Annotated in this window: 17 protein-coding genes and 1 tRNA gene; 6 read left to right on the top strand and 12 right to left on the bottom strand. The window is 68.0% G+C overall.

Going from position 1 to position 16,704, the window contains the following annotated elements:
* Positions 1 to 88: 88 nt before the first annotated feature.
* The 9 genes from rpmG to ruvX form a co-directional block, all read right to left on the bottom strand.
* Entirely contained in the window at positions 89 to 256 is a 168-nt protein-coding gene (gene rpmG, locus LHU95_RS17350; RefSeq protein WP_248708211.1) for a 50S ribosomal protein L33, read from the bottom strand.
* A gap of 103 nt (positions 257 to 359) precedes the next feature.
* Positions 360 to 2,693 carry a ribonuclease R gene (gene rnr, locus LHU95_RS17345; protein ID WP_248708210.1) on the bottom strand — a complete coding sequence of 778 codons (2,334 nt, stop codon included), beginning with the start codon at positions 2,691 to 2,693 and terminating at the stop codon, positions 360 to 362.
* A gap of 136 nt (positions 2,694 to 2,829) precedes the next feature.
* Positions 2,830 to 5,565, bottom strand: a complete 2,736-nt coding sequence (gene topA / locus LHU95_RS17340; protein WP_248708209.1) for a type I DNA topoisomerase — start codon at positions 5,563 to 5,565, stop codon at positions 2,830 to 2,832.
* A gap of 23 nt (positions 5,566 to 5,588) precedes the next feature.
* Positions 5,589 to 6,650, bottom strand: coding sequence for a DNA-processing protein DprA (dprA, locus tag LHU95_RS17335; RefSeq protein ID WP_248708208.1), 1,062 nt, complete (start codon positions 6,648 to 6,650; stop codon positions 5,589 to 5,591).
* Positions 6,650 to 7,264, bottom strand: coding sequence for a glycerol-3-phosphate 1-O-acyltransferase PlsY (gene plsY, locus LHU95_RS17330; RefSeq protein ID WP_248708207.1), 615 nt, complete (start codon positions 7,262 to 7,264; stop codon positions 6,650 to 6,652). The genes dprA and plsY overlap by 1 nt, the downstream gene beginning before the upstream one ends.
* Complete coding sequence (pyrC, locus tag LHU95_RS17325; protein WP_248708206.1) at positions 7,261 to 8,532, bottom strand: dihydroorotase; 1,272 nt, start codon at positions 8,530 to 8,532, stop codon at positions 7,261 to 7,263. The genes plsY and pyrC overlap by 4 nt, the downstream gene beginning before the upstream one ends.
* Complete coding sequence (locus tag LHU95_RS17320) at positions 8,529 to 8,978, bottom strand: GNAT family N-acetyltransferase (protein WP_248708205.1); 450 nt, start codon at positions 8,976 to 8,978, stop codon at positions 8,529 to 8,531. Before LHU95_RS17320 ends, pyrC begins: the two co-directional genes overlap by 4 nt.
* Positions 8,975 to 9,928 (bottom strand): aspartate carbamoyltransferase catalytic subunit, encoded by a 954-nt coding sequence (locus LHU95_RS17315; RefSeq protein WP_248708204.1) that lies wholly within the window; start codon positions 9,926 to 9,928, stop codon positions 8,975 to 8,977. Before LHU95_RS17315 ends, LHU95_RS17320 begins: the two co-directional genes overlap by 4 nt.
* A complete protein-coding gene (gene ruvX, locus LHU95_RS17310; protein ID WP_248708203.1) occupies positions 9,925 to 10,431 on the bottom strand; it encodes a Holliday junction resolvase RuvX in 507 nt (168 codons plus the stop codon). The genes LHU95_RS17315 and ruvX overlap by 4 nt, the downstream gene beginning before the upstream one ends.
* Before the next feature lie 48 nt (positions 10,432 to 10,479).
* On the opposite strand from ruvX, the gene gatC reads away from it, so the two are divergent.
* The 4 genes from gatC to gatB are packed head-to-tail and all read left to right on the top strand — an operon-like array spanning position 10,480 to position 14,162.
* On the top strand, positions 10,480 to 10,773 hold the full coding sequence (gene gatC, locus LHU95_RS17305; protein WP_248708202.1) for an Asp-tRNA(Asn)/Glu-tRNA(Gln) amidotransferase subunit GatC: 294 nt from the start codon (positions 10,480 to 10,482) through the stop codon (positions 10,771 to 10,773).
* Positions 10,773 to 12,254 (top strand): Asp-tRNA(Asn)/Glu-tRNA(Gln) amidotransferase subunit GatA, encoded by a 1,482-nt coding sequence (gatA, locus tag LHU95_RS17300; protein ID WP_248708201.1) that lies wholly within the window; start codon positions 10,773 to 10,775, stop codon positions 12,252 to 12,254. Before gatC ends, gatA begins: the two co-directional genes overlap by 1 nt.
* 23 nt (positions 12,255 to 12,277) lie before the next feature.
* Positions 12,278 to 12,703: a hypothetical protein gene (locus tag LHU95_RS17295; RefSeq protein WP_248708200.1), complete on the top strand. Its 426-nt coding sequence runs from the start codon at positions 12,278 to 12,280 to the stop codon at positions 12,701 to 12,703.
* Positions 12,687 to 14,162 (top strand): Asp-tRNA(Asn)/Glu-tRNA(Gln) amidotransferase subunit GatB, encoded by a 1,476-nt coding sequence (gatB, locus tag LHU95_RS17290; RefSeq protein WP_248708199.1) that lies wholly within the window; start codon positions 12,687 to 12,689, stop codon positions 14,160 to 14,162. The genes LHU95_RS17295 and gatB overlap by 17 nt, the downstream gene beginning before the upstream one ends.
* 125 nt (positions 14,163 to 14,287) lie before the next feature.
* On the opposite strand, the gene LHU95_RS17285 is transcribed toward gatB, so the two are convergent.
* Positions 14,288 to 14,503, bottom strand: coding sequence for a hypothetical protein (locus LHU95_RS17285; RefSeq protein ID WP_248708198.1), 216 nt, complete (start codon positions 14,501 to 14,503; stop codon positions 14,288 to 14,290).
* Between the two features lie 74 nt (positions 14,504 to 14,577).
* Positions 14,578 to 14,886 (bottom strand): TM2 domain-containing protein, encoded by a 309-nt coding sequence (locus tag LHU95_RS17280; RefSeq protein ID WP_248708197.1) that lies wholly within the window; start codon positions 14,884 to 14,886, stop codon positions 14,578 to 14,580.
* Between the two features lie 82 nt (positions 14,887 to 14,968).
* Between LHU95_RS17280 and LHU95_RS17275 the strand changes: the two genes are divergently transcribed.
* Both LHU95_RS17275 and LHU95_RS17270 read left to right on the top strand, forming a co-directional pair.
* A complete protein-coding gene (locus tag LHU95_RS17275; protein ID WP_248708196.1) occupies positions 14,969 to 15,601 on the top strand; it encodes a glutathione S-transferase family protein in 633 nt (210 codons plus the stop codon).
* Between the two features lie 73 nt (positions 15,602 to 15,674).
* Positions 15,675 to 15,767: transfer RNA gene (locus tag LHU95_RS17270), tRNA-Ser, on the top strand.
* Positions 15,768 to 15,781: 14 nt separating this feature from the next.
* On the opposite strand, the gene LHU95_RS17265 is transcribed toward LHU95_RS17270, so the two are convergent.
* A complete protein-coding gene (locus tag LHU95_RS17265) occupies positions 15,782 to 16,582 on the bottom strand; it encodes a hypothetical protein (RefSeq protein WP_248708195.1) in 801 nt (266 codons plus the stop codon).
* Positions 16,583 to 16,704: the final 122 nt, after the last annotated feature.

Below are 16,704 nucleotides of genomic sequence, written 5' to 3'. Positions count from 1 at the left end.
CGCGTGATCACGACGAAAAAGGCGGCTGCCCCGGGGCAGCCGCCTTTTTCATGTCACAGCGGCAGGCCCTGAGGCCCGCGCCCGATGCCTACTTGATCTTGCCTTCGCGATACACGACGTGCTTGCGCACCTTCGGATCGTACTTCTTGAGTTCGAGCTTGCCGGTCGCCGTGCGGGTGTTCTTCTTGGTGACGTAGAAGTGGCCCGTATCGGCGCTGCTGATCAGCTTGATGAGGATCGTGTTGGCCTTGGCCATGGTCTTGTCTTTGCTCTGTTCTACGTGGTGCTGGGCATGAGGCAGCCGGACCGGGGACCGGTGCTGCAAGGGAGAGGGGGTTCTACCGCCCCCGCCCAGGACGTCAACCCTTTCGTTTGCGCGTGCCGCGCATGCGGGCCGGCGCGCCGCCCATCAGCAGTTCGAAGACCAGGCTGCCGGTCTGGGCATTGGCCTCGCGCAGCCGGGCTTCCACCTCATCGGCCAGGCGGATCACCTGGCGCGATTGGCGGCCCACCACGCTGCGCTTGTCCTCCGAGACGATCCAGTGATCCTGCGGCAGCGCCTTCATCGGCACGAAGCCCGAGGCGCCCGTCTCGGTCAGGGTGACGAAGACGCCAAAGGCATGGATGCCCGAGACTCGGGCGGCGAAGGTGGCGCCCACGCGATCCGCCAGATAGGCGGCGAGGTAGCGGTCCACCGCATCCCGCTCGGCGGCGGCGGCGCGGCGCTCGGTGGCGGTGATGTGCTCGCCGGTTTCGGGGAAGCGGGCGGTTTCCGGCTCGGAGAGCCCATCCTTGCCGAGCTTCAGCCCGCGGATCAGCGCCCGATGCACCAGCAGGTCGGCATAGCGGCGAATGGGCGAGGTGAAATGAGCGTAGCGCGGCAGCGCCAGGCCGAAATGGCCGATATTGTCGGGCTCATAGGCCGCCTGGGATTGGCTGCGCAGCACCGTCTCATTCACCATCCGCGCTTCGGGCGTGTCCTTCACCTTATCGAGCAGGGTCTGGAAGTCGCGCGGCTGAAGCTGGCCCACGGGGTTCAGCGAAAGCCCGAGCGTGCCGAGGAACTCCTTCAGGGAGTTGTATTTCTCCTCCGAGGGCGGCGCATGGATGCGGTACATGCAAGGCTGGCCGAGCCGCTCCAGCTCCTCCGCCGCGCAGACATTGGCGGCGACCATGAACTCCTCGATGAGGCGATGGCTGTCCAGGCGCGGGCGGGGAATGACGGCGGTGACATTGCCCTCGGCATCCAGCATGACGCGGCGCTCAGGCAGGTCGAGGTCCAGCGTGCCGCGCCGCTCGCGCGCGCTCAGCAGGGCGCGGAAGGCGGCGTAGAGGCGGGTGATGTGGCCTTCGGGGACGCCCGCCAATTCCTCGCCCGCATCGAGCAGGGCCTGGATCTGCTCATAGGTGGTGCGCGCGAAGCTGCGCATGAGGCCGCGGCCGAATTTGTGGTGCGTCTTGGTGCCGCTGGCGTCGAAATGCATCTCGACGAACAGGCAGCCGCGCTCCTCCAGGGGCTTCAGGCTGCACCAGCCATTGGACAGCGCCTCGGGCAGCATGGGCACGACGCGGTCGGGGAAATAGACCGAATTGCCGCGGGCCCAGGCATCCCGGTCCAGCGCCGAATTGGGCGTCACGTAATGCGCCACATCCGCGATGGCGACGGTGATCTTCCAGCCATCACCATCGGGTTCGGCGTAAACCGCATCGTCGAAATCCCGCGCATCTTCGCCGTCAATCGTGATCAGCGGCGTGGCGCGCAAATCCGTCCGCTTGCCGAGTGGCGTGGCTTCGGCGCGCTCGGCCTGGTCCTCGGCTTCGGCGGTAAACAGCTCCGGAATGCCATGGGCGTGGATGCAGATCAGCGAAACCGAGCGCGGTTCGCCCAGCCGGCCCAGGCGCTCCACGATGCGCGCAGGGCGCAGGCCGAAGCCGGTGGAGGGCAGGGCTTCGGCCAGCACGATCTCGCCGCCATGGGCGCCGCCCGCCTCGCCGGGGGGGACCGTCCATTCGGCCTTTTGGCGCCGGTCGGTCGGGATGATGCGGCCATCCTGGAAGACGCCCAGGATGCGGCGGCGGTCTTCCACGGCGCCGAGGCGCTTCAGGGTGCGGCCCTCAAATTTCTCGCCGGTGATGTGGCGCAGCTTGGCCAGGACGCGCTCACCGGCGGCCAGCGCGGTCTGGCCGCGCCGTTCGGGGTGCATGTAGATGACGGGCCGGCCTTCGCCCTCCCAGGCGACGGGGCGGGCGATGGGGTCGCCATCGGGGTCGGTGCCGAAGATTTCCACCACGGCGGTTTCGGGCAGTCGGGTGGGTGCGGCTGCGCGGGGTTCGGCTGGCGCTTCCTCCGGCGGCCTGGGGATGCGCCCGCGGGCGGGGGGGCCGTTGCGGTCGGGCGGCGTGCCGCGATCTGTCCTGGTGAAGGCGCGCGCCGGGGCGGCAGGCTTGAACCGCGCGCCGGGGATCACATTGGCGGGTGGGGCGGCCACCGGCACAGGCGCGCCCGCGGCCTCGCCCGCGAAGGTCCGCTTGCCCACGGGCATGGCGCTGCCCTCGAATTTCATCTCGGAGAGCAGCTGGCGCAAAGCGGGCCGCTGCTCGGTGTGCAGGCCGAAATGCCGGGCGATCTCACTCTTGCCGACGCGGCCGCCCATGCTGATCAGGAACAGCTTGAGGTCGGCCTTGCTGGGCATGGGTGCCCCCTTGGGCGCCGTCTTGACCTTGGCCCGGCCGGATTTTTGCGGCGGGGGGCTGGGCTCCCCCTCACGCCGCTTCGCGTTGGATTTGCGTGCCTTGTGCCCCTTGGCCGGCGGCCCGCTGCGGGGCATCTCAGCCGGCCGCCTTCTTCTTGGCGGCGGCTGTCTTTACAGCGGAGGTCTTCGCGGCAGGCTTCTTGGCGGCTGCCTTCTTGGCCGGGGCCTTTTTCGGCGCCGCCTTCTTCGCCGCGGGCTTCTTGACCGGCGCCTTCTTGACCGGCGCCGCCACGGCCTCGGCCTTCTTGGGGGCGGCCTTCTTCGCCGGGGCCTTCTTGCCGCCGCGGCCCTTCAGCGGCGGCAATTCCTTGCCCTTTTCGGCGAGGATGGCGATGCCCTCTTCCAGCGTTACCGCCTCCATCTCCGTCCCGCGCGGCAAATTCGCCACGCGTGTCCCGTGCATCAGGTAAGGGCCAAAACGCCCGCGCCGCACCTCGACGATGCCGCCCTTCGGATGGTCACCCAGGGTGATCCCGCGCGGCTTGGCATCGGCCATCAGCGCCATGGCGCGGTTCAGGCCGATGGTCAGCGGGTCATCATCCCGGTCCAGGGATTTGCTGAGGGCACCCATCTTCAGATAAGGCCCGAAACGGCCGAGATTGGAGGAAATTTCCTCCCCCGTCTCCGGATGCAGCCCCACGATGCGCGGCATGGAGAGCAGCGCCAGCGCCGATTCCAGCGTCATCACCTCGGGGTCCATCCCGCGCGAGAGGCTGGCGCGGCGGGGCTTGGTGGGCTTGCCCTTGGCGTCCACGCCGCCCTCGCCCAGCTGGGCATAGATGCCATAGGGGCCGCGCCGCAGCGTGACCTCCAGCCCGCTGACCGGATCAGCGCCCAGGATGCGCACGCCATCGGCCAGGACGCCGCCGCCCTCGCCCTCGGCACCGGGCACCGCGAGCGGGCGGGTATAGCGGCATTCCGGATAGTTGGAGCAGCCGATGAAGGCGCCGGTGCGCCCCAGCCGCAGCCCGATCCGCCCCGAGGAGCAGGAGGGGCAGGAACGCGGGTCCCCCCCATCGGCGCGCTTGGGGAAGAAATGCGCGCCCAGTTCCGAATCCAGACGGTCAATGACGTCGCTGATCTTGAGATCCTTGGTGGCGTCCACCGCACCCCGGAAATCATTCCAGAAGGCGTGCATCACGGCCCGCCATTCGGCGCGCCCGCCGGAAATATCATCCAGCTGTTCCTCAAGCCCGGCGGTGAAGCCCGTATCCACATAGCGTTCGAAAAAGGCGACGAGAAAGGCGCTGACGAGGCGGCCGCGGTCCTCGGGCGTGAAGCGGCGCTTGTCCAGCTTCACATATTCGCGGTCCTGCAGCACCTGCAGGATGCTGGCATAGGTGGAGGGGCGCCCGATGCCGAGCTCCTCCATCTTCTTCACCAGCGACGCCTCGGAATAGCGCGGCGGCGGCTGGGTGAAATGCTGCGTGGCCTCGACCGATTGCCGCTTTACCGGGTCCTTTTCGCGCATGGGCGGCAGGATGCGGCTATCCTCATCGGCGTCATCCGCCGCGTCATCCGTATCCTCGCGGTAGAGCTTGAGGAAGCCATCAAAGGCGATGACGCTGCCGGTGGCGCGCAGCTTGGTCTTGCCGGTGGGCTCCACCAGTTCGACGGCGGTCTGGTCCAGCTCGGCCGATTGCATCTGGGAGGCGACAGCGCGCTTCCAGATCAACTCATACAGCTTGCGCTGCTGGTCACTCAGGTAGCGCGCGACAGAGTCGGGCGTGCGGCTGACATCGGTGGGGCGGATCGCCTCATGCGCTTCCTGCGCGTTCTTGGCGCGGCTGGAATATTCGCGCGGGGCGCCGGGGAGGTACTCCTCGCCGAATTCCTTCTTGATGTGGCCGCGCAGCTCCTGGATGGCCTCGCGCGCCATCTGCACGCCATCGGTCCGCATATAGGTGATGAGGCCGACGGTCTCGCCGCCAATGGCCACACCCTCATACAGCCCCTGCGCCGTGCGCATCGTGGCCTGGGCACCGAAGCCGAGTTTGCGGCTGGCTTCCTGCTGCAGCGTGCTGGTCTGGAAGGGGGCGGGCGGGTTGCGCTTGACGCGCTTCTTCTCGACCGAGCCCACGCTGAATGGCGCGGCCTCCACGGCGGATTTCGCCGCCAGGGCGAGCGCTTCGTTGAACAGATCGAACTGATCGAGCTTCTTGCCTTCGTGATGCGTCAGCCGGGCCGAGAAGGGGATGCCGGCGGGCGTCTGAAACCGCCCCTGCACCGTCCAGTATTCCCGGGCGATGAAGGCTTCGATCTCGCTCTCGCGCTCGCAGATCAGCCGCAGGGCGACGGACTGCACGCGGCCGGCCGATTTGCTGCCCGGCAGCTTGCGCCACAGCACGGGCGAGAGGGTGAAGCCCACCAGGTAATCGAGCGCCCGGCGCGCGAGATAGGCCTCGATCAGCGGCATATCCAGCTGGCGCGGATGGGCCATGGCATATTGCACGGCGCGCTTGGTGATCTCGTTGAAGGTGATGCGCTGGACATGCACGCCCTTCAGCGCGCCGGCCTTTTCCAGCATGTCCTTCACATGCCAGGAAATCGCCTCGCCCTCACGATCCGGGTCAGTGGCCAGGTAAAGGCGCTTGGCGCCACGCAGGGCGGAGCTGATGGCGCGCATCTGCTTTTGGCCGCGCTCATCCGCCTCCCAATCCATGGCGAAATCTTCTTCGGGGCGGACCGAGCCATCCTTGGGCGGCAGGTCCCGCACATGGCCGAAGGAGGCGAGGACGCGGAAATCCCCGCCGAGGTATTTCTCGATGGTCTTTGCCTTGGCGGGGCTTTCGACGACGACGATATCCGTCACTTTGGGTCCTTCGCGGCCTGCAATCAGGCCAGTGCCACCCGGTTCCCGGGCAGGGTTTCGATGCGCCCTGCCAATTCCAATTCAAGCAATATGGCCGAGAGCTCTGCTGGGGATAGCTGGCAGCGACGACCCAACTCGTCAACCGGTATCGGGGTTGCACCTATCATTTCAATCACTTGTGCCGCCCCACCCGAAGCCGGAGGGGCATCTTCCATGGCTTCCACCGGAATTTCGGGCAATTCGGCGAGGCGCAGGATGGGCAGGGCAGCGGGTGCCTCGGGCAGGAATTGCAGCACATCCTCGGCCGTTTCCGTGAGCCGTGCGCCGCGCCGGATGAGGTCATTCGAGCCACGCGAGCGGGGGTCCAGCGGGCTGCCGGGCACGGCGAACAACTCCCGCCCGGCCTCGGCCGCCAGGCGCGCGGTGATGAGCGTGCCGGATTGCAGGGCCGCCTCGATCACCACCACCCCCAGCGAAAGCCCGGCGACGATCCGGTTGCGGCGCGGGAAGTGGCGGGCGAGGGGGGCGGTGCCCAGCGGCGCCTCGCTCAACACCAGCCCGCCCTCGGCGATGATGCGGGCCTGGAGAGCGGCATTTTCGCGCGGGTAGGGCCGGTCCAGCCCGCCGGCGATGGCGGCGATGGTGCTGCCGGAGCGCAGCGCGCCCGCATGGGCGGCGGCGTCAATGCCGCGCGCCAGGCCGGAGATCACGCAGATGTCGCGCACCGCCAGCGCATCCGCCAGATCCTCGGCAAAGCGGCGGGCCGTTCCGCTGGCATTGCGCGCCCCCACCAGCCCCACGCCGCGCTGGCGCAGGGGAGCGAGGCTGCCCTGCGCGGCCAGGACCAGCGGCGCATCCTCGATCAGCGCGAGCAAGGGTGGATAATCCGGCTCGCCCAGGAAGATCAGCCGGGCGTCCATGGCAGCCAGCGCGGCCATTTCGCGCTCGGCCGCCTCACGCGGGAAGGCGCGCGGCCCCAAGGCGGCCAGTGCCGCTTCCGCGCTGCCATGCCGCGCCAGAAGCTTGCGATGCAAGGCCGGCCCGACGCCCTCGGTCCGGGCGAGGCGCAGCCGTGCCAGGGACATTATTTGCCATTGCCTGAGTCACCGGCGCCGATGCGCGGCTCGGTGCCCGTGCGCAGCCGCTGGATATTCGCCTCGTGCCGGATGGTGACGTAGAGCGCCACGACCGCGACTGCCACGGCGGCGTCCATCCGCAGCACGAGGAAGCCCGTCACGGCCGCCGCCGCCATGGCCGCCAGCGCACCGACGGAGGAGATGCGCGAGGCCGCGGCGCCCACGACCCAGCCGGCCGCCGCCGCCACGAAGACGCCCCAGCCAAGGCCCAGGAAGACGCCCAGCGCCGTGGCAACCCCCTTGCCGCCCTTGCCGCCGAGCCACGGCGGATGGCAATGGCCGAGCACGGCGGCAAGGGCCGCCATGGGCGCATGCCCCGGCCCGAACAGCGTGGTGACGAGCCAGACCGCCAGTACGCCCTTGCCGAAATCCAGCAGCAGCGTGGCCGCCGCCAGCCATTTCTTGCCCGTGCGCAGCACATTGGTTGCGCCGATATTGCCCGAGCCGATGGCGCGGATATCCCCCAGGCCAGCCGCGCGGGTCAGCAGCAGGCCGAAGGGAATGGAGCCCAGCAGCCCCGCCAGCAGGGCCGCCAGCCCGCCCGCCAGAATGCCGTCGCTCATCCGAAGACCCTCTGCCCGGATTTGAAGGTCGCCATGACCTTGCCTTCCAGGGCGCGGCCATCGAAGGGCGAGTTCTGCGCCTTGCCGGGAAGCTGGCCGGCCTTCACCTGCCAGGCGCGATCCGGCCAGAACAGGCAGAGATCGGCCGGCGCACCCACCGCCAGGCGGCCGGATTCGAGGCCCAGCAGCGCGGCCGGGCGATGCGTCATCAGCCCCAGCGCCGCCAGCAGCGGCAACTGCCCGCCATGCACCTGCGCCAGCGTGACACCCAGCAGCGTGGCGAGGCCCACGCCGCCCGCCTCGGCCTGGGCGAAGGGCAGGCGCTTGTCATCCGCGTCGCGCGGCTGGTGATCGGAGGCGATGGCGTCAATCGTCCCATCCGCCAGGGCCGCCACCACAGCCAGCCGATCCGCCTCGCGCCGCAAGGGCGGGCTGAGCTTGGCGTAGGAGCGGAAATCGCCGATGGCCGTTTCGTTCAGGTCGAAATAGGGGGGCGCCGTGTCGCAGGTGACGCGCAGGCCCTCGGCCTTCGCGGCGCGGATCAGCTCGAGCGCCGCCGCCGTGCTGACATGGCCGAAATGAACATGGCCGCCGGTCAGGCGGGCCAGGGCCACATCGCGCGCCACCATGATGGCCTCGGCCGCGGCGGGAATGCCGGGCAGGCCGAGGCGCGTGGCCAGCTCGCCCTCGGTGGCCGAGCCTGTGCCGGCCAGCGACGGGTCCTCGGGGTGCTGCACGACCATGGCGCCGAAAGCGCGCGCATAGGACAGTGCCAGGCGCATCATCCGCGAGGAGCCGATGGCCTTGCTGCCATCGGAAAATCCGGCGGCACCCGCTTCCCGCAGCAGGCCGTATTCGGAGAGGTCCTTGCCGGCGCAATGCCGGGTGGCGGCGGCATAGGGCAGCAGGGTCAGGCTGCCCGTCGCCTCGCCGCGCCGGATGATGAATTCGATCAGCGCCGGATCATCCAGCGTGGGCTCGGTATCGGGCAGGATGGCGAGGGTGGTGATGCCGCCCGCCGCCGCCGCCTGGGCCGCGCTGGCGATGGTCTCGCGGTGCTCGGCGCCGGGTTCGCCGATGCTGGCGCGCATGTCCACGAGGCCGGGGCAGAGGCAGGCGCCCTGCGCGTCAAAGCTCTCGGCGCCCTCGGCCGGGGCGCCGGTCAGGCTCACGATGCGGCCATTGTCCAGCAGGAGCGCGCCGGGGGCGTCCAGCCCGGTCGCGGGGTCGAGCAGGCGCGCATTGGTGATGAGGAGAGGGCGGGTCACAGGCGTTTCTCCATGATGACCGCATGGCGCCCGGATTTCTCCTCGCGCCGGAGCTCGACAAAGCCGAGCCGGGTGTAGAGGGCGATGTTTTCGGTCATTTTTTCATTCGTGTAGAGCCAGAGGCAGGGCTGGCCGCGCCGGCGGGCCTCGGCCTCGGCAAAGGCGATCATGGCACGGCCATGGCCCTGGCCACGGGCGGCTTCCGCCACGGCGATATTGTCGAGCAGGAGGCCTTCGGGCGTGTCCTCCAGCACCAGCAGGCCGGCCATTTGGCCATCCTGCTCCAGCACCCAGGCCTGGCCTGCGGCGATGCGGGCCGCATAGTCATCCACCATGGGCAGCGGCTCAATGCCGATCAGCGGCACGTAATGGGCGTAGGCCGCGCGGACCATGGCGCGAATCGCGGGGGCTTCCCCGGGCCGCGCCAGGCGCAGCGGCGGATTCACGCGTTCCGCCGCAGGTCGCGGGACAGGATGTCCAGCACGGCCATGCGGACGGCGACCCCCATCTCCACCTGCTCGCCGATCACGCTGCGGTCGGGGTCATCGGCCACGGCGCTGTCAATCTCGATGCCGCGATTCATCGGGCCCGGATGCATCACGATGGAGTCGGGCTTGGTGTAGGCCAGCTTGGCGGCATCCAGCCCGTAGAAGCGGAAGAATTCGCGCGGGGAGGGAACGAGGCCCGCATTCATCCGTTCACGCTGCAGGCGCAGCATCATCACCACATCCGCACCGGCCAGGCCGCTGCGCATGTCGTGATGGACTTCCACGCCGAGACGCGCGCATTCGGCCGGAATCAGCGTCGGCGGGCCGACCACGCGCAAGCTGGCCCCCATCGCCGAGAGCAGATGGATATTGCTGCGCGCCACGCGCGAATGCAGCACATCGCCGCAAATGGCGACGACCAGCCCTTCCAGCCTTCCCTTCCGGCGGCGGATGGTCAGCGCATCCAGCAGCGCCTGGGTCGGGTGCTCATGCGTGCCATCGCCGGCATTGATGACGGCCGCATCCACCTTCTGCGCCAGCAAAGCGGGCGCGCCCGATTGCGCGTGGCGGATCACCAGCAGATCCGTGTGCATGGCGTTCAGCGTGGCGGCGGTGTCGAGCAGGGTTTCGCCCTTGTTCACGCTGCTGGTGGAGACCGACATGTTGACGATATCGGCGCCCAGCCGCTTGCCGGCGAGTTCGAAGCTGGTGCGGGTGCGGGTGCTGTCCTCGAAGAACAGGTTGATCAGCGTGCGGCCGCGCAGCAGGTCCCGCTGCGTCTTGCCCTGGCGGTTGAGCAGGGCGTAGCTCTCGGCCAGGTCCAGCAGGGCGGAGATATGCGGCGGTTCCAGCCCCTCGATGGCGAGGAGATGCCCGGTGGGCAGGATGGGGTAGGTGAATCCGCTCATAAGTCGTTCATGTAGCGCGATGGGCGGGGCGCGTCCAAGCGGGGGGCCGTGGCATCCAGTGCGGCCTGGAGCATATAGGCCGCCGCGGCTGCATCCACCTGGGCCGCGCGGCGCTTTCGGGTCATGTCCGCCTCCGCGATCATCATGCGGTTCACGGCGGCGCTGGACAGGCGCTCATCCCACATGGCGCAGGGCAGGCCGGCCGAATCGCTGAGGGCCAGCGCCCAATCCCCCGCCGCCTGCGCCGCCGGGCCGCGCGTGCCATCCATGGAGAGCGGCAACCCCACCACTAGCCCGCCAACCCCCTGCTTGTCGGCGATGGCGCGGATTTCGGCGGCATTGGCCAGCAGCTTGCCCCGCTTCAGGTTGCCATAGGGGCTGGCCAGCATGAGCGTCACATCACTGAGCGCCAGGCCGATCAGCCTGGCCCCGGGGTCAAGCCCCAGCAGCCGCGCGTGGCGGGGCAAAAGGCTTCGCAACTCGGCCATGTTGATGAGAGGCATGCCCGGCCTTATGGTCCGCCGCGTTCACCAAAGGAAGTATGCGCCAACATGTCGCTTGATGCTGCGGCGGTGCGTCGCGTGGCCAACCTGGCCCGCCTGCGCCTCGATGATGCCGATGTGGAAAAGCTCCAGGCCGAGATCAACGGCATCCTGGGCTGGATCGAGCAATTGCAGGCGGTGGACACCGAGGGTGTGGAGCCCATGGCCGGCGGCTCGCCCAACCCGGTTGCCCTGCCCTGGCGTGAAGATGCCGTGACGGATGGCGGCCAGGCGGATGCCGTGCTGCGCAACGCGCCCGACCGCGAGGGCGAATATTTTGGTGTGCCGAAGGTGGTGGAATAATGCGCCCGACCGATCTTACCCTCGCCGAGGGGCTGCGCGCGCTGGATCAGCGCGAGATCAGCGCCGTTGAGCTGACGGGCGCTTATCTCAAGGCGATCGAGGCGCTGAATCCGCGCCTCAACGCCTATATCACCGTGGCCGGCGATGCCGCCATGGCGCAGGCCCATGCCTCCGATGCGCGGCGCACCAAGGGCGAGGCAGGTGCGCTGGAGGGCATCCCCCTCGGCATCAAGGATCTTTTCGCGACCGAGGGGCTGCGCACCACGGCGGCGAGCAAGATCCTTGGCGAATTCGTGCCGCCCTATGAGAGCACCGTCAGCGGGAACCTCAAGCGCGATGGCGCGGTGTTCCTCGGCAAGCTGAACCTCGATGAATTCGCCATGGGCTCCTCCAACACCACCTCCGCCTTCGGGCCGGTGGAGAATCCCTGGTCGCGCGCCAATGACCCGCAGAAGCGCCTGGTGCCGGGTGGCTCCTCCGGCGGTTCGGCGGCGGCGGTGGCTGCGCGCCTGGCCATGGGCGCCACGGCGACGGATACCGGCGGCTCGATCCGCCAACCGGCGGCGTTTTGCGGCATTGCCGGCATCAAGCCGACCTATGGGCGCTGCTCGCGCTGGGGCATCGTGGCCTTTGCGTCCTCGCTGGATCAGGCGGGACCGGTGGCGCGCTCCGTCGAGGATTGCGCCATCCTGCTGCGCAGCATGGCGGGGCATGACCCCAAGGACAGCACCAGCGCCAATATCGCCGTGCCGGATTTTGCGGCCGCCTGCACCCGTTCGGTGAAGGGGCTGCGCATCGGCGTGCCGGCGGAATACACGCTGCCGGGCCTGGCGCCGGAGATCGAGGCGCTGTGGCAGCAGGGGCTGGATTGGCTGAAGCAGCAGGGGGCGGAGATCATCCCGATCAGCCTGCCGCACACGAAATACGCGCTGCCCACCTATTACGTGGTCGCACCGGCCGAGGCCTCCTCCAACCTCGCTCGTTATGACGGCGTGCGCTACGGGCTGCGCGTGACGGAACGCGATTCCGATCTGCGCGATTTATATGAGCGCACGCGCGCGGCCGGCTTTGGCGCCGAGGTGAAGCGCCGCATCATGATCGGCACCTATGTGCTGAGTGCCGGCTATTACGACGCCTATTACCTGAAGGCGCAGAAGGTCCGCGCCCTGATCGCCCGCGACTTTACGCAAGCCTGGGAGAAGGTGGACGCCATCGTCACGCCCGCCACGCCCTCTGCCGCCTTCCCGATGGATGAGAAGCAGGATGACCCTGTGACCATGTATCTGAACGACGTGTTCACCGTGACGGCGAACCTTGCCGGGCTGCCCGGTTTGGCCGTGCCGGCCGGGCTGGACGGGCAGGGGCTGCCGCTGGGCTTGCAGGTGATCGGCCGGCCCTTCGATGAGGAAACCGTTTTTGCGGTGGGTGCGGCGATCGAGCGCGCGGCCAACTTTACCGCCAAGCCGCAGGTGATGGCGTGACGCCGCTTTGGCGGGCGCATCGATTGGAGGCCCTGCGCGACCATCCGGCGCCGGATGCGGCGCTGCTGGCCGCGCTGGAAACCCCGCGCCTTGATGCCGCGCGCAGCCGCGCGGCCATCCTGGCCGCTGCCCGCATGAACCGCTTCCTCAGCTATGGCGACGTGGCGGAAGCAAGCTTTCTGTGCTGGCGCGAGGCGCGCCGCGCGATGGACCCGCATCTGGAAGCACTTTGTCGCGGTAGCCTGCGTGCCGGCGGTCCGTTGATTTCCGCCATTGTGGTGAATCGAACCGGACTCGCGACCGGTCACATGGAGGGGCGGGCACTGGCTGGCTTCTGTGCCATGGCCGCGCGCCTCGGTGTCGTTGTGGGCGCTGATCCCGCAGCTTTTCTTGCGCACGAACAGCGCGCCATTTTCGCATGGGTTGAGACGCATGACCTACACGATTGAAGGCGAAACCGGCCCCTGGGAGGTCGTCTGCGGCCTGGAGATCCACGCGCAGGTGTCCTCGCAGTCCAAGCTGTTCTCGGGTGCCGCCACCGCCTTCGGCGCCTCGCCCAACAGCCAGGTGAGCTTCGTGGATGCGGGCTTTCCCGGCATGCTGCCCGTCATCAATGCCGAGTGCATCGCCCAAGCCGTGCGCACCGGCCTCGGCCTGAATGCGAAGATCAACCTCTGGTCCCGCTTTGACCGTAAGAACTACTTCTACGCCGATCTGCCGCAGGGCTATCAGATCAGCCAGTTCGCCCACCCCATCGTGGGCGAGGGCGTGGTGGAAATCACGCTGGCCGATGGCAGCGTGAAGCAGATCGGCATCACGCGCCTGCATCTGGAGCAGGATGCGGGCAAGTCCCAGCATGACCAGCACCCGGGGAAGTCGTTCATTGACCTGAACCGCTCCGGCGTGGCGCTGATGGAAATCGTCAGCGAACCCGATATCCGCAGCCCCGAGGAAGCCGGTGCCTATCTCGCGAAGATCCGCCAGATCACGCGCTACCTTGGCACCTGCGACGGCAATATGGATGAGGGCTCCATGCGGGCCGACGTGAATGTCTCCGTCCGCAAGGCCGGTGAGGAATTTCGCACGCGCTGCGAGGTGAAGAACGTCAATTCCGTGCGCTTCGTCATGCAGGCGGTCGAGGCCGAGGCGCGGCGCCAGATCGAGGTCTGGGAATCGGGCGGCACGGTCGAGCAGGAAACGCGGCTGTTCGATACGGCACGCGGCACCACGCGCTCCATGCGCAGCAAGGAAGACGCGCATGACTATCGCTACTTCCCCGACCCCGACCTCCCCCCCCTGGTGTTCGAGCAATCCTGGGTGGATGCGCTCAAGGCCTCATTGCCCGAACTGCCGGATGCGCGGCGCGCGCGCTATGTCGCCCTCGGGCTTTCGCCCTATGACGCGCATGTGCTGACCATCGAGAAGGAAACCGCTTCCTTCTTCGAGGCGGTGCTGGGCCCAGAGGGGGGCGCCAAGCGGGATGCCAAGACCGTCGCGAATTGGCTGACGGGGGATTTCTTCGGCCATCTCAACAAGCGCGGCCTCGGCATCGAGGAGACGCCCGTGGGGCCGTCTGCATTGGCCGAACTGCTCGACCTGATCGCCAACAAGACCATCAACGGCAAGATCGCCAAGGATGTGCTGGAGATCATGTTCGACGAGGGCAAGGGGGCGGCCGAGATCGTGGATGCCCGCGGCCTGCGCCAGGTGGTGGATACGGGTGCCATCGAGGCCGCGGTGGATGCCGTGCTGGCGAGCAGCCCGGGCCAGGTGGCGCAGTATCGCGGCGGCAAGGTCGGGCTGTTCGGCTTCTTTGTCGGCCAGACCATGAAGGCCATGGCGGGCAAGGGAAATCCTGCGCTGGTGAACGAAGTGCTGAAGGCGAAGCTGGGCGAACCCGCTGGGTAAAGCAGAGGGCCCAGAGACCGTCTGACCATAGGGACGGGCGGCGCGGGTCCTCCCCGCCGCCACCAGAAGTCAGGGCCTGGGCCCCGGGCCAGCCGCTTCAGGCATGTGAGGCGCCCTTATTGGCCTCAGTTCGGCGCCTCGTCCTCGTCATCATCCTCGTCATCGTCGAGGTCGAGCACCTCGGCGTCGCGCACGACGGCGAGGCAGGCGGCGTAGGTTTCGAGGAACCATTCGCGGTCCCCGTCCTCATCCTTGCCTTCTGCGGTGGCGATCATGCGCAGCAAGGCCAGCGCCACGGCGGCATCGCTGTCGCCTTCGATTTCGATCTTCACGTCGGACATGTTCCGGCCCTCCAGGTTGGTCCGCAAGCATAGCGCGCCGGGCAGCCGGGCGTTACCGCCACGGCATGACATTTTCAGCCGGAGAGGCGGTCAATCAGCCGGTAATTGGCCCGCCGCGTCATCCCCGGGATCAGCAGCGCATCCACCACCCACCAGATCATGATGACGCCGAGCCCCAGATAGCCGACGAAAACAAGTGTCAGCAGCAGCGAAACGCCGAACAGCGCCAGCATGATCAGGCCACTGATCCAGCGCCCCAGATACATCCGGTGCACGCCGCCATAGCCCAGGAAAAACCAGATCAGATAAGCGAGCACCACCGAATGGCTGCCAGCCTCATAGCGCAGGCGGGCCAGGACATCGGGGGAGGGGCGGGGCGTCATGTGGGCATCCTTGTCGGGGGGTGATTTCGCCCCTGCAAGATGTCATCCTGCGGGGATCCTCTGTCGGAAAGAAGGCACACGCATGACGATCGAACTGCACACATGGAACACGCCCAATGGCCGCAAGATCAGCGTGGCGCTGGAAGAGATGGGGCTGCCCTATACCGTGGTGCCGGTGGATATCAGCAACAAGAAGCAGTTCGAGCCGAGCTTCCTGGAATTCTCCCCCAACAACCGCATCCCCGCCATCAAGGACCCCGATGGGCCGGGCGGCGCGCCCATCACCGTCTTCGAGAGTGGGGCGATTCTTTACTATCTGGCGGAGAAGACAGGCCGCTTCATGCCGAAGGATTTGCGCGCCCGCGTGCCGGTGATGGAGTGGCTGATGTGGCAGATGGGCGGCTTTGGCCCGATGCCCGGCCAAGTGCATCATTTCCTCATGCAGCCCGAAGGCCCGGCACGAGATTACGGCTTCAACCGCTACCATGCCGAGACCCGGCGCCTCTACGGCGTGCTGGATCGCCGGTTGGCCGGGCGTGATTTCGTGGCGACCGCGGGCGAGCCCAGCATCGCCGATTTCGCCATCCTCGGCTGGGCCTGGCGGCATGAGCGGCACCAGGTGCCCTTCGATGACCTGCCGCATGTGGCCGCCTGGTATGCGCGCATGATGGCCCGGCCGGCGACGGCGAAGGGCTTTGACGTGGCACTGAGCTGAGCAAGGTTTGACGGGATCGGGCTTGGCCTGTATCACCCGCTTTGCATACGTCGTGTGAACTTCAAGCTCCTGCGGAGGGGTGGCCGAGTGGCCGAAGGCGGCGGTTTGCTAAACCGTTATAGGATGTCAAGTCCTATCGTGGGTTCGAATCCCATCCCCTCCGCCAGCTCGGCGTCCGCCTCACTCCCGTTCCGGCCGCGGATATTGCAACACCAGGATCTCCGCCCCTTCCGGCCCGGCTTCGGCCAGGAAGGGCGCCTCGTCCCGTGGAATGAACAGCGCGCTCAGCCGGCCCAGCATCTCGCCCTGATGCCGAATGGCGCCCGCCGCAACCAGCATGCTTTGCCCCGCCCCGCGTGACGGGTCGGGGGCCGTGGCCTGGCCATGCGGCGGGATGCGCAGCATGAGGATGGCCAGGCCATCCGGCTCGGCCAGCACCATCTCCGTCAACGCTTCACGCCGCCCCGCAAGGGCGGCTGGCGTGCTGGGCAGCACCGGGTCCGCCAGCACATAGCGCTTGGGGCCACGCGCCATGCGCGCCTTCGCGGCGGGCAGGAATTGCGCGCCGGTGCCATCCGCACTGGCGCGCAGGGTGAAGTATTTCAGCCCCGCTTCACCCGGGGTGATGGGGCCATAGGCGGTATTGGCCCCGGCGAAATGCGCCATGATGGGCTGCACCGCATGCCGCCCGATGGCGCCGCCGCCCTCCACCACCACCTGGAACTGATCCACGAAGTGGAAATGCGGGTGCACCACCGCGTTCATTTCCTGCTCGACCAGGAAGGCCTGGGGCGGGCGGACCTCATCCGGGCCAGGGGGCAGATACTCCAGCGCGCCCATCGCCCTGGGGTCCACCGAGTTCGAGCCCTTGGGCGAGGGTGGTGGGCCGAAATAATCGGTCCGCCACAGCAATCCCCCCTCGGGGGCGACGCGCGAAAATCGGGTTGCGGCGGCGGCTTGCGCCGCGGTGGCGTAGATCATGGACGTCTCCCCAGGCATTCCAGTTGCCAGGACAAATCCGGCTTGCCCATACTCTGACGAGGGAAACCGGCCGGATGCAAGGCCGCATAGGGGGAATTCCATGCAAAGAGACGGACAAATCC

It is taken from the genome of Sediminicoccus sp. KRV36, assembly GCF_023243115.1.
Lineage (GTDB): Bacteria > Pseudomonadota > Alphaproteobacteria > Acetobacterales > Acetobacteraceae > Roseococcus.
This window is presented reverse-complemented; position numbering and strand designations above follow the sequence as displayed.

Bases quoted from the DNA above. Each gene is read 5' to 3' on its own strand.
- plsY (WP_248708207.1), bottom strand. From the start codon at position 7,264: ATGAGCGACGGCATTCTGGCGGGCGGGCTGGCGGCCCTGCTGGCGGGG.
- dprA (WP_248708208.1), bottom strand. From the start codon at position 6,650: ATGTCCCTGGCACGGCTGCGCCTCGCCCGGACCGAGGGCGTCGGGCCG.
- gatB (WP_248708199.1), top strand. From the start codon at position 12,687: ATGACCTACACGATTGAAGGCGAAACCGGCCCCTGGGAGGTCGTCTGC.
- rpmG (WP_248708211.1), bottom strand. From the start codon at position 256: ATGGCCAAGGCCAACACGATCCTCATCAAGCTGATCAGCAGCGCCGAT.
- LHU95_RS17280 (WP_248708197.1), bottom strand. From the start codon at position 14,886: ATGACGCCCCGCCCCTCCCCCGATGTCCTGGCCCGCCTGCGCTATGAG.
- gatC (WP_248708202.1), top strand. From the start codon at position 10,480: ATGTCGCTTGATGCTGCGGCGGTGCGTCGCGTGGCCAACCTGGCCCGC.
- rnr (WP_248708210.1), bottom strand. From the start codon at position 2,693: ATGCCCAGCAAGGCCGACCTCAAGCTGTTCCTGATCAGCATGGGCGGC.
- LHU95_RS17275 (WP_248708196.1), top strand. From the start codon at position 14,969: ATGACGATCGAACTGCACACATGGAACACGCCCAATGGCCGCAAGATC.
- LHU95_RS17265 (WP_248708195.1), bottom strand. From the start codon at position 16,582: ATGATCTACGCCACCGCGGCGCAAGCCGCCGCCGCAACCCGATTTTCG.
- ruvX (WP_248708203.1), bottom strand. From the start codon at position 10,431: ATGCCTCTCATCAACATGGCCGAGTTGCGAAGCCTTTTGCCCCGCCAC.
- LHU95_RS17315 (WP_248708204.1), bottom strand. From the start codon at position 9,928: ATGAGCGGATTCACCTACCCCATCCTGCCCACCGGGCATCTCCTCGCC.
- LHU95_RS17285 (WP_248708198.1), bottom strand. From the start codon at position 14,503: ATGTCCGACGTGAAGATCGAAATCGAAGGCGACAGCGATGCCGCCGTG.
- gatA (WP_248708201.1), top strand. From the start codon at position 10,773: ATGCGCCCGACCGATCTTACCCTCGCCGAGGGGCTGCGCGCGCTGGAT.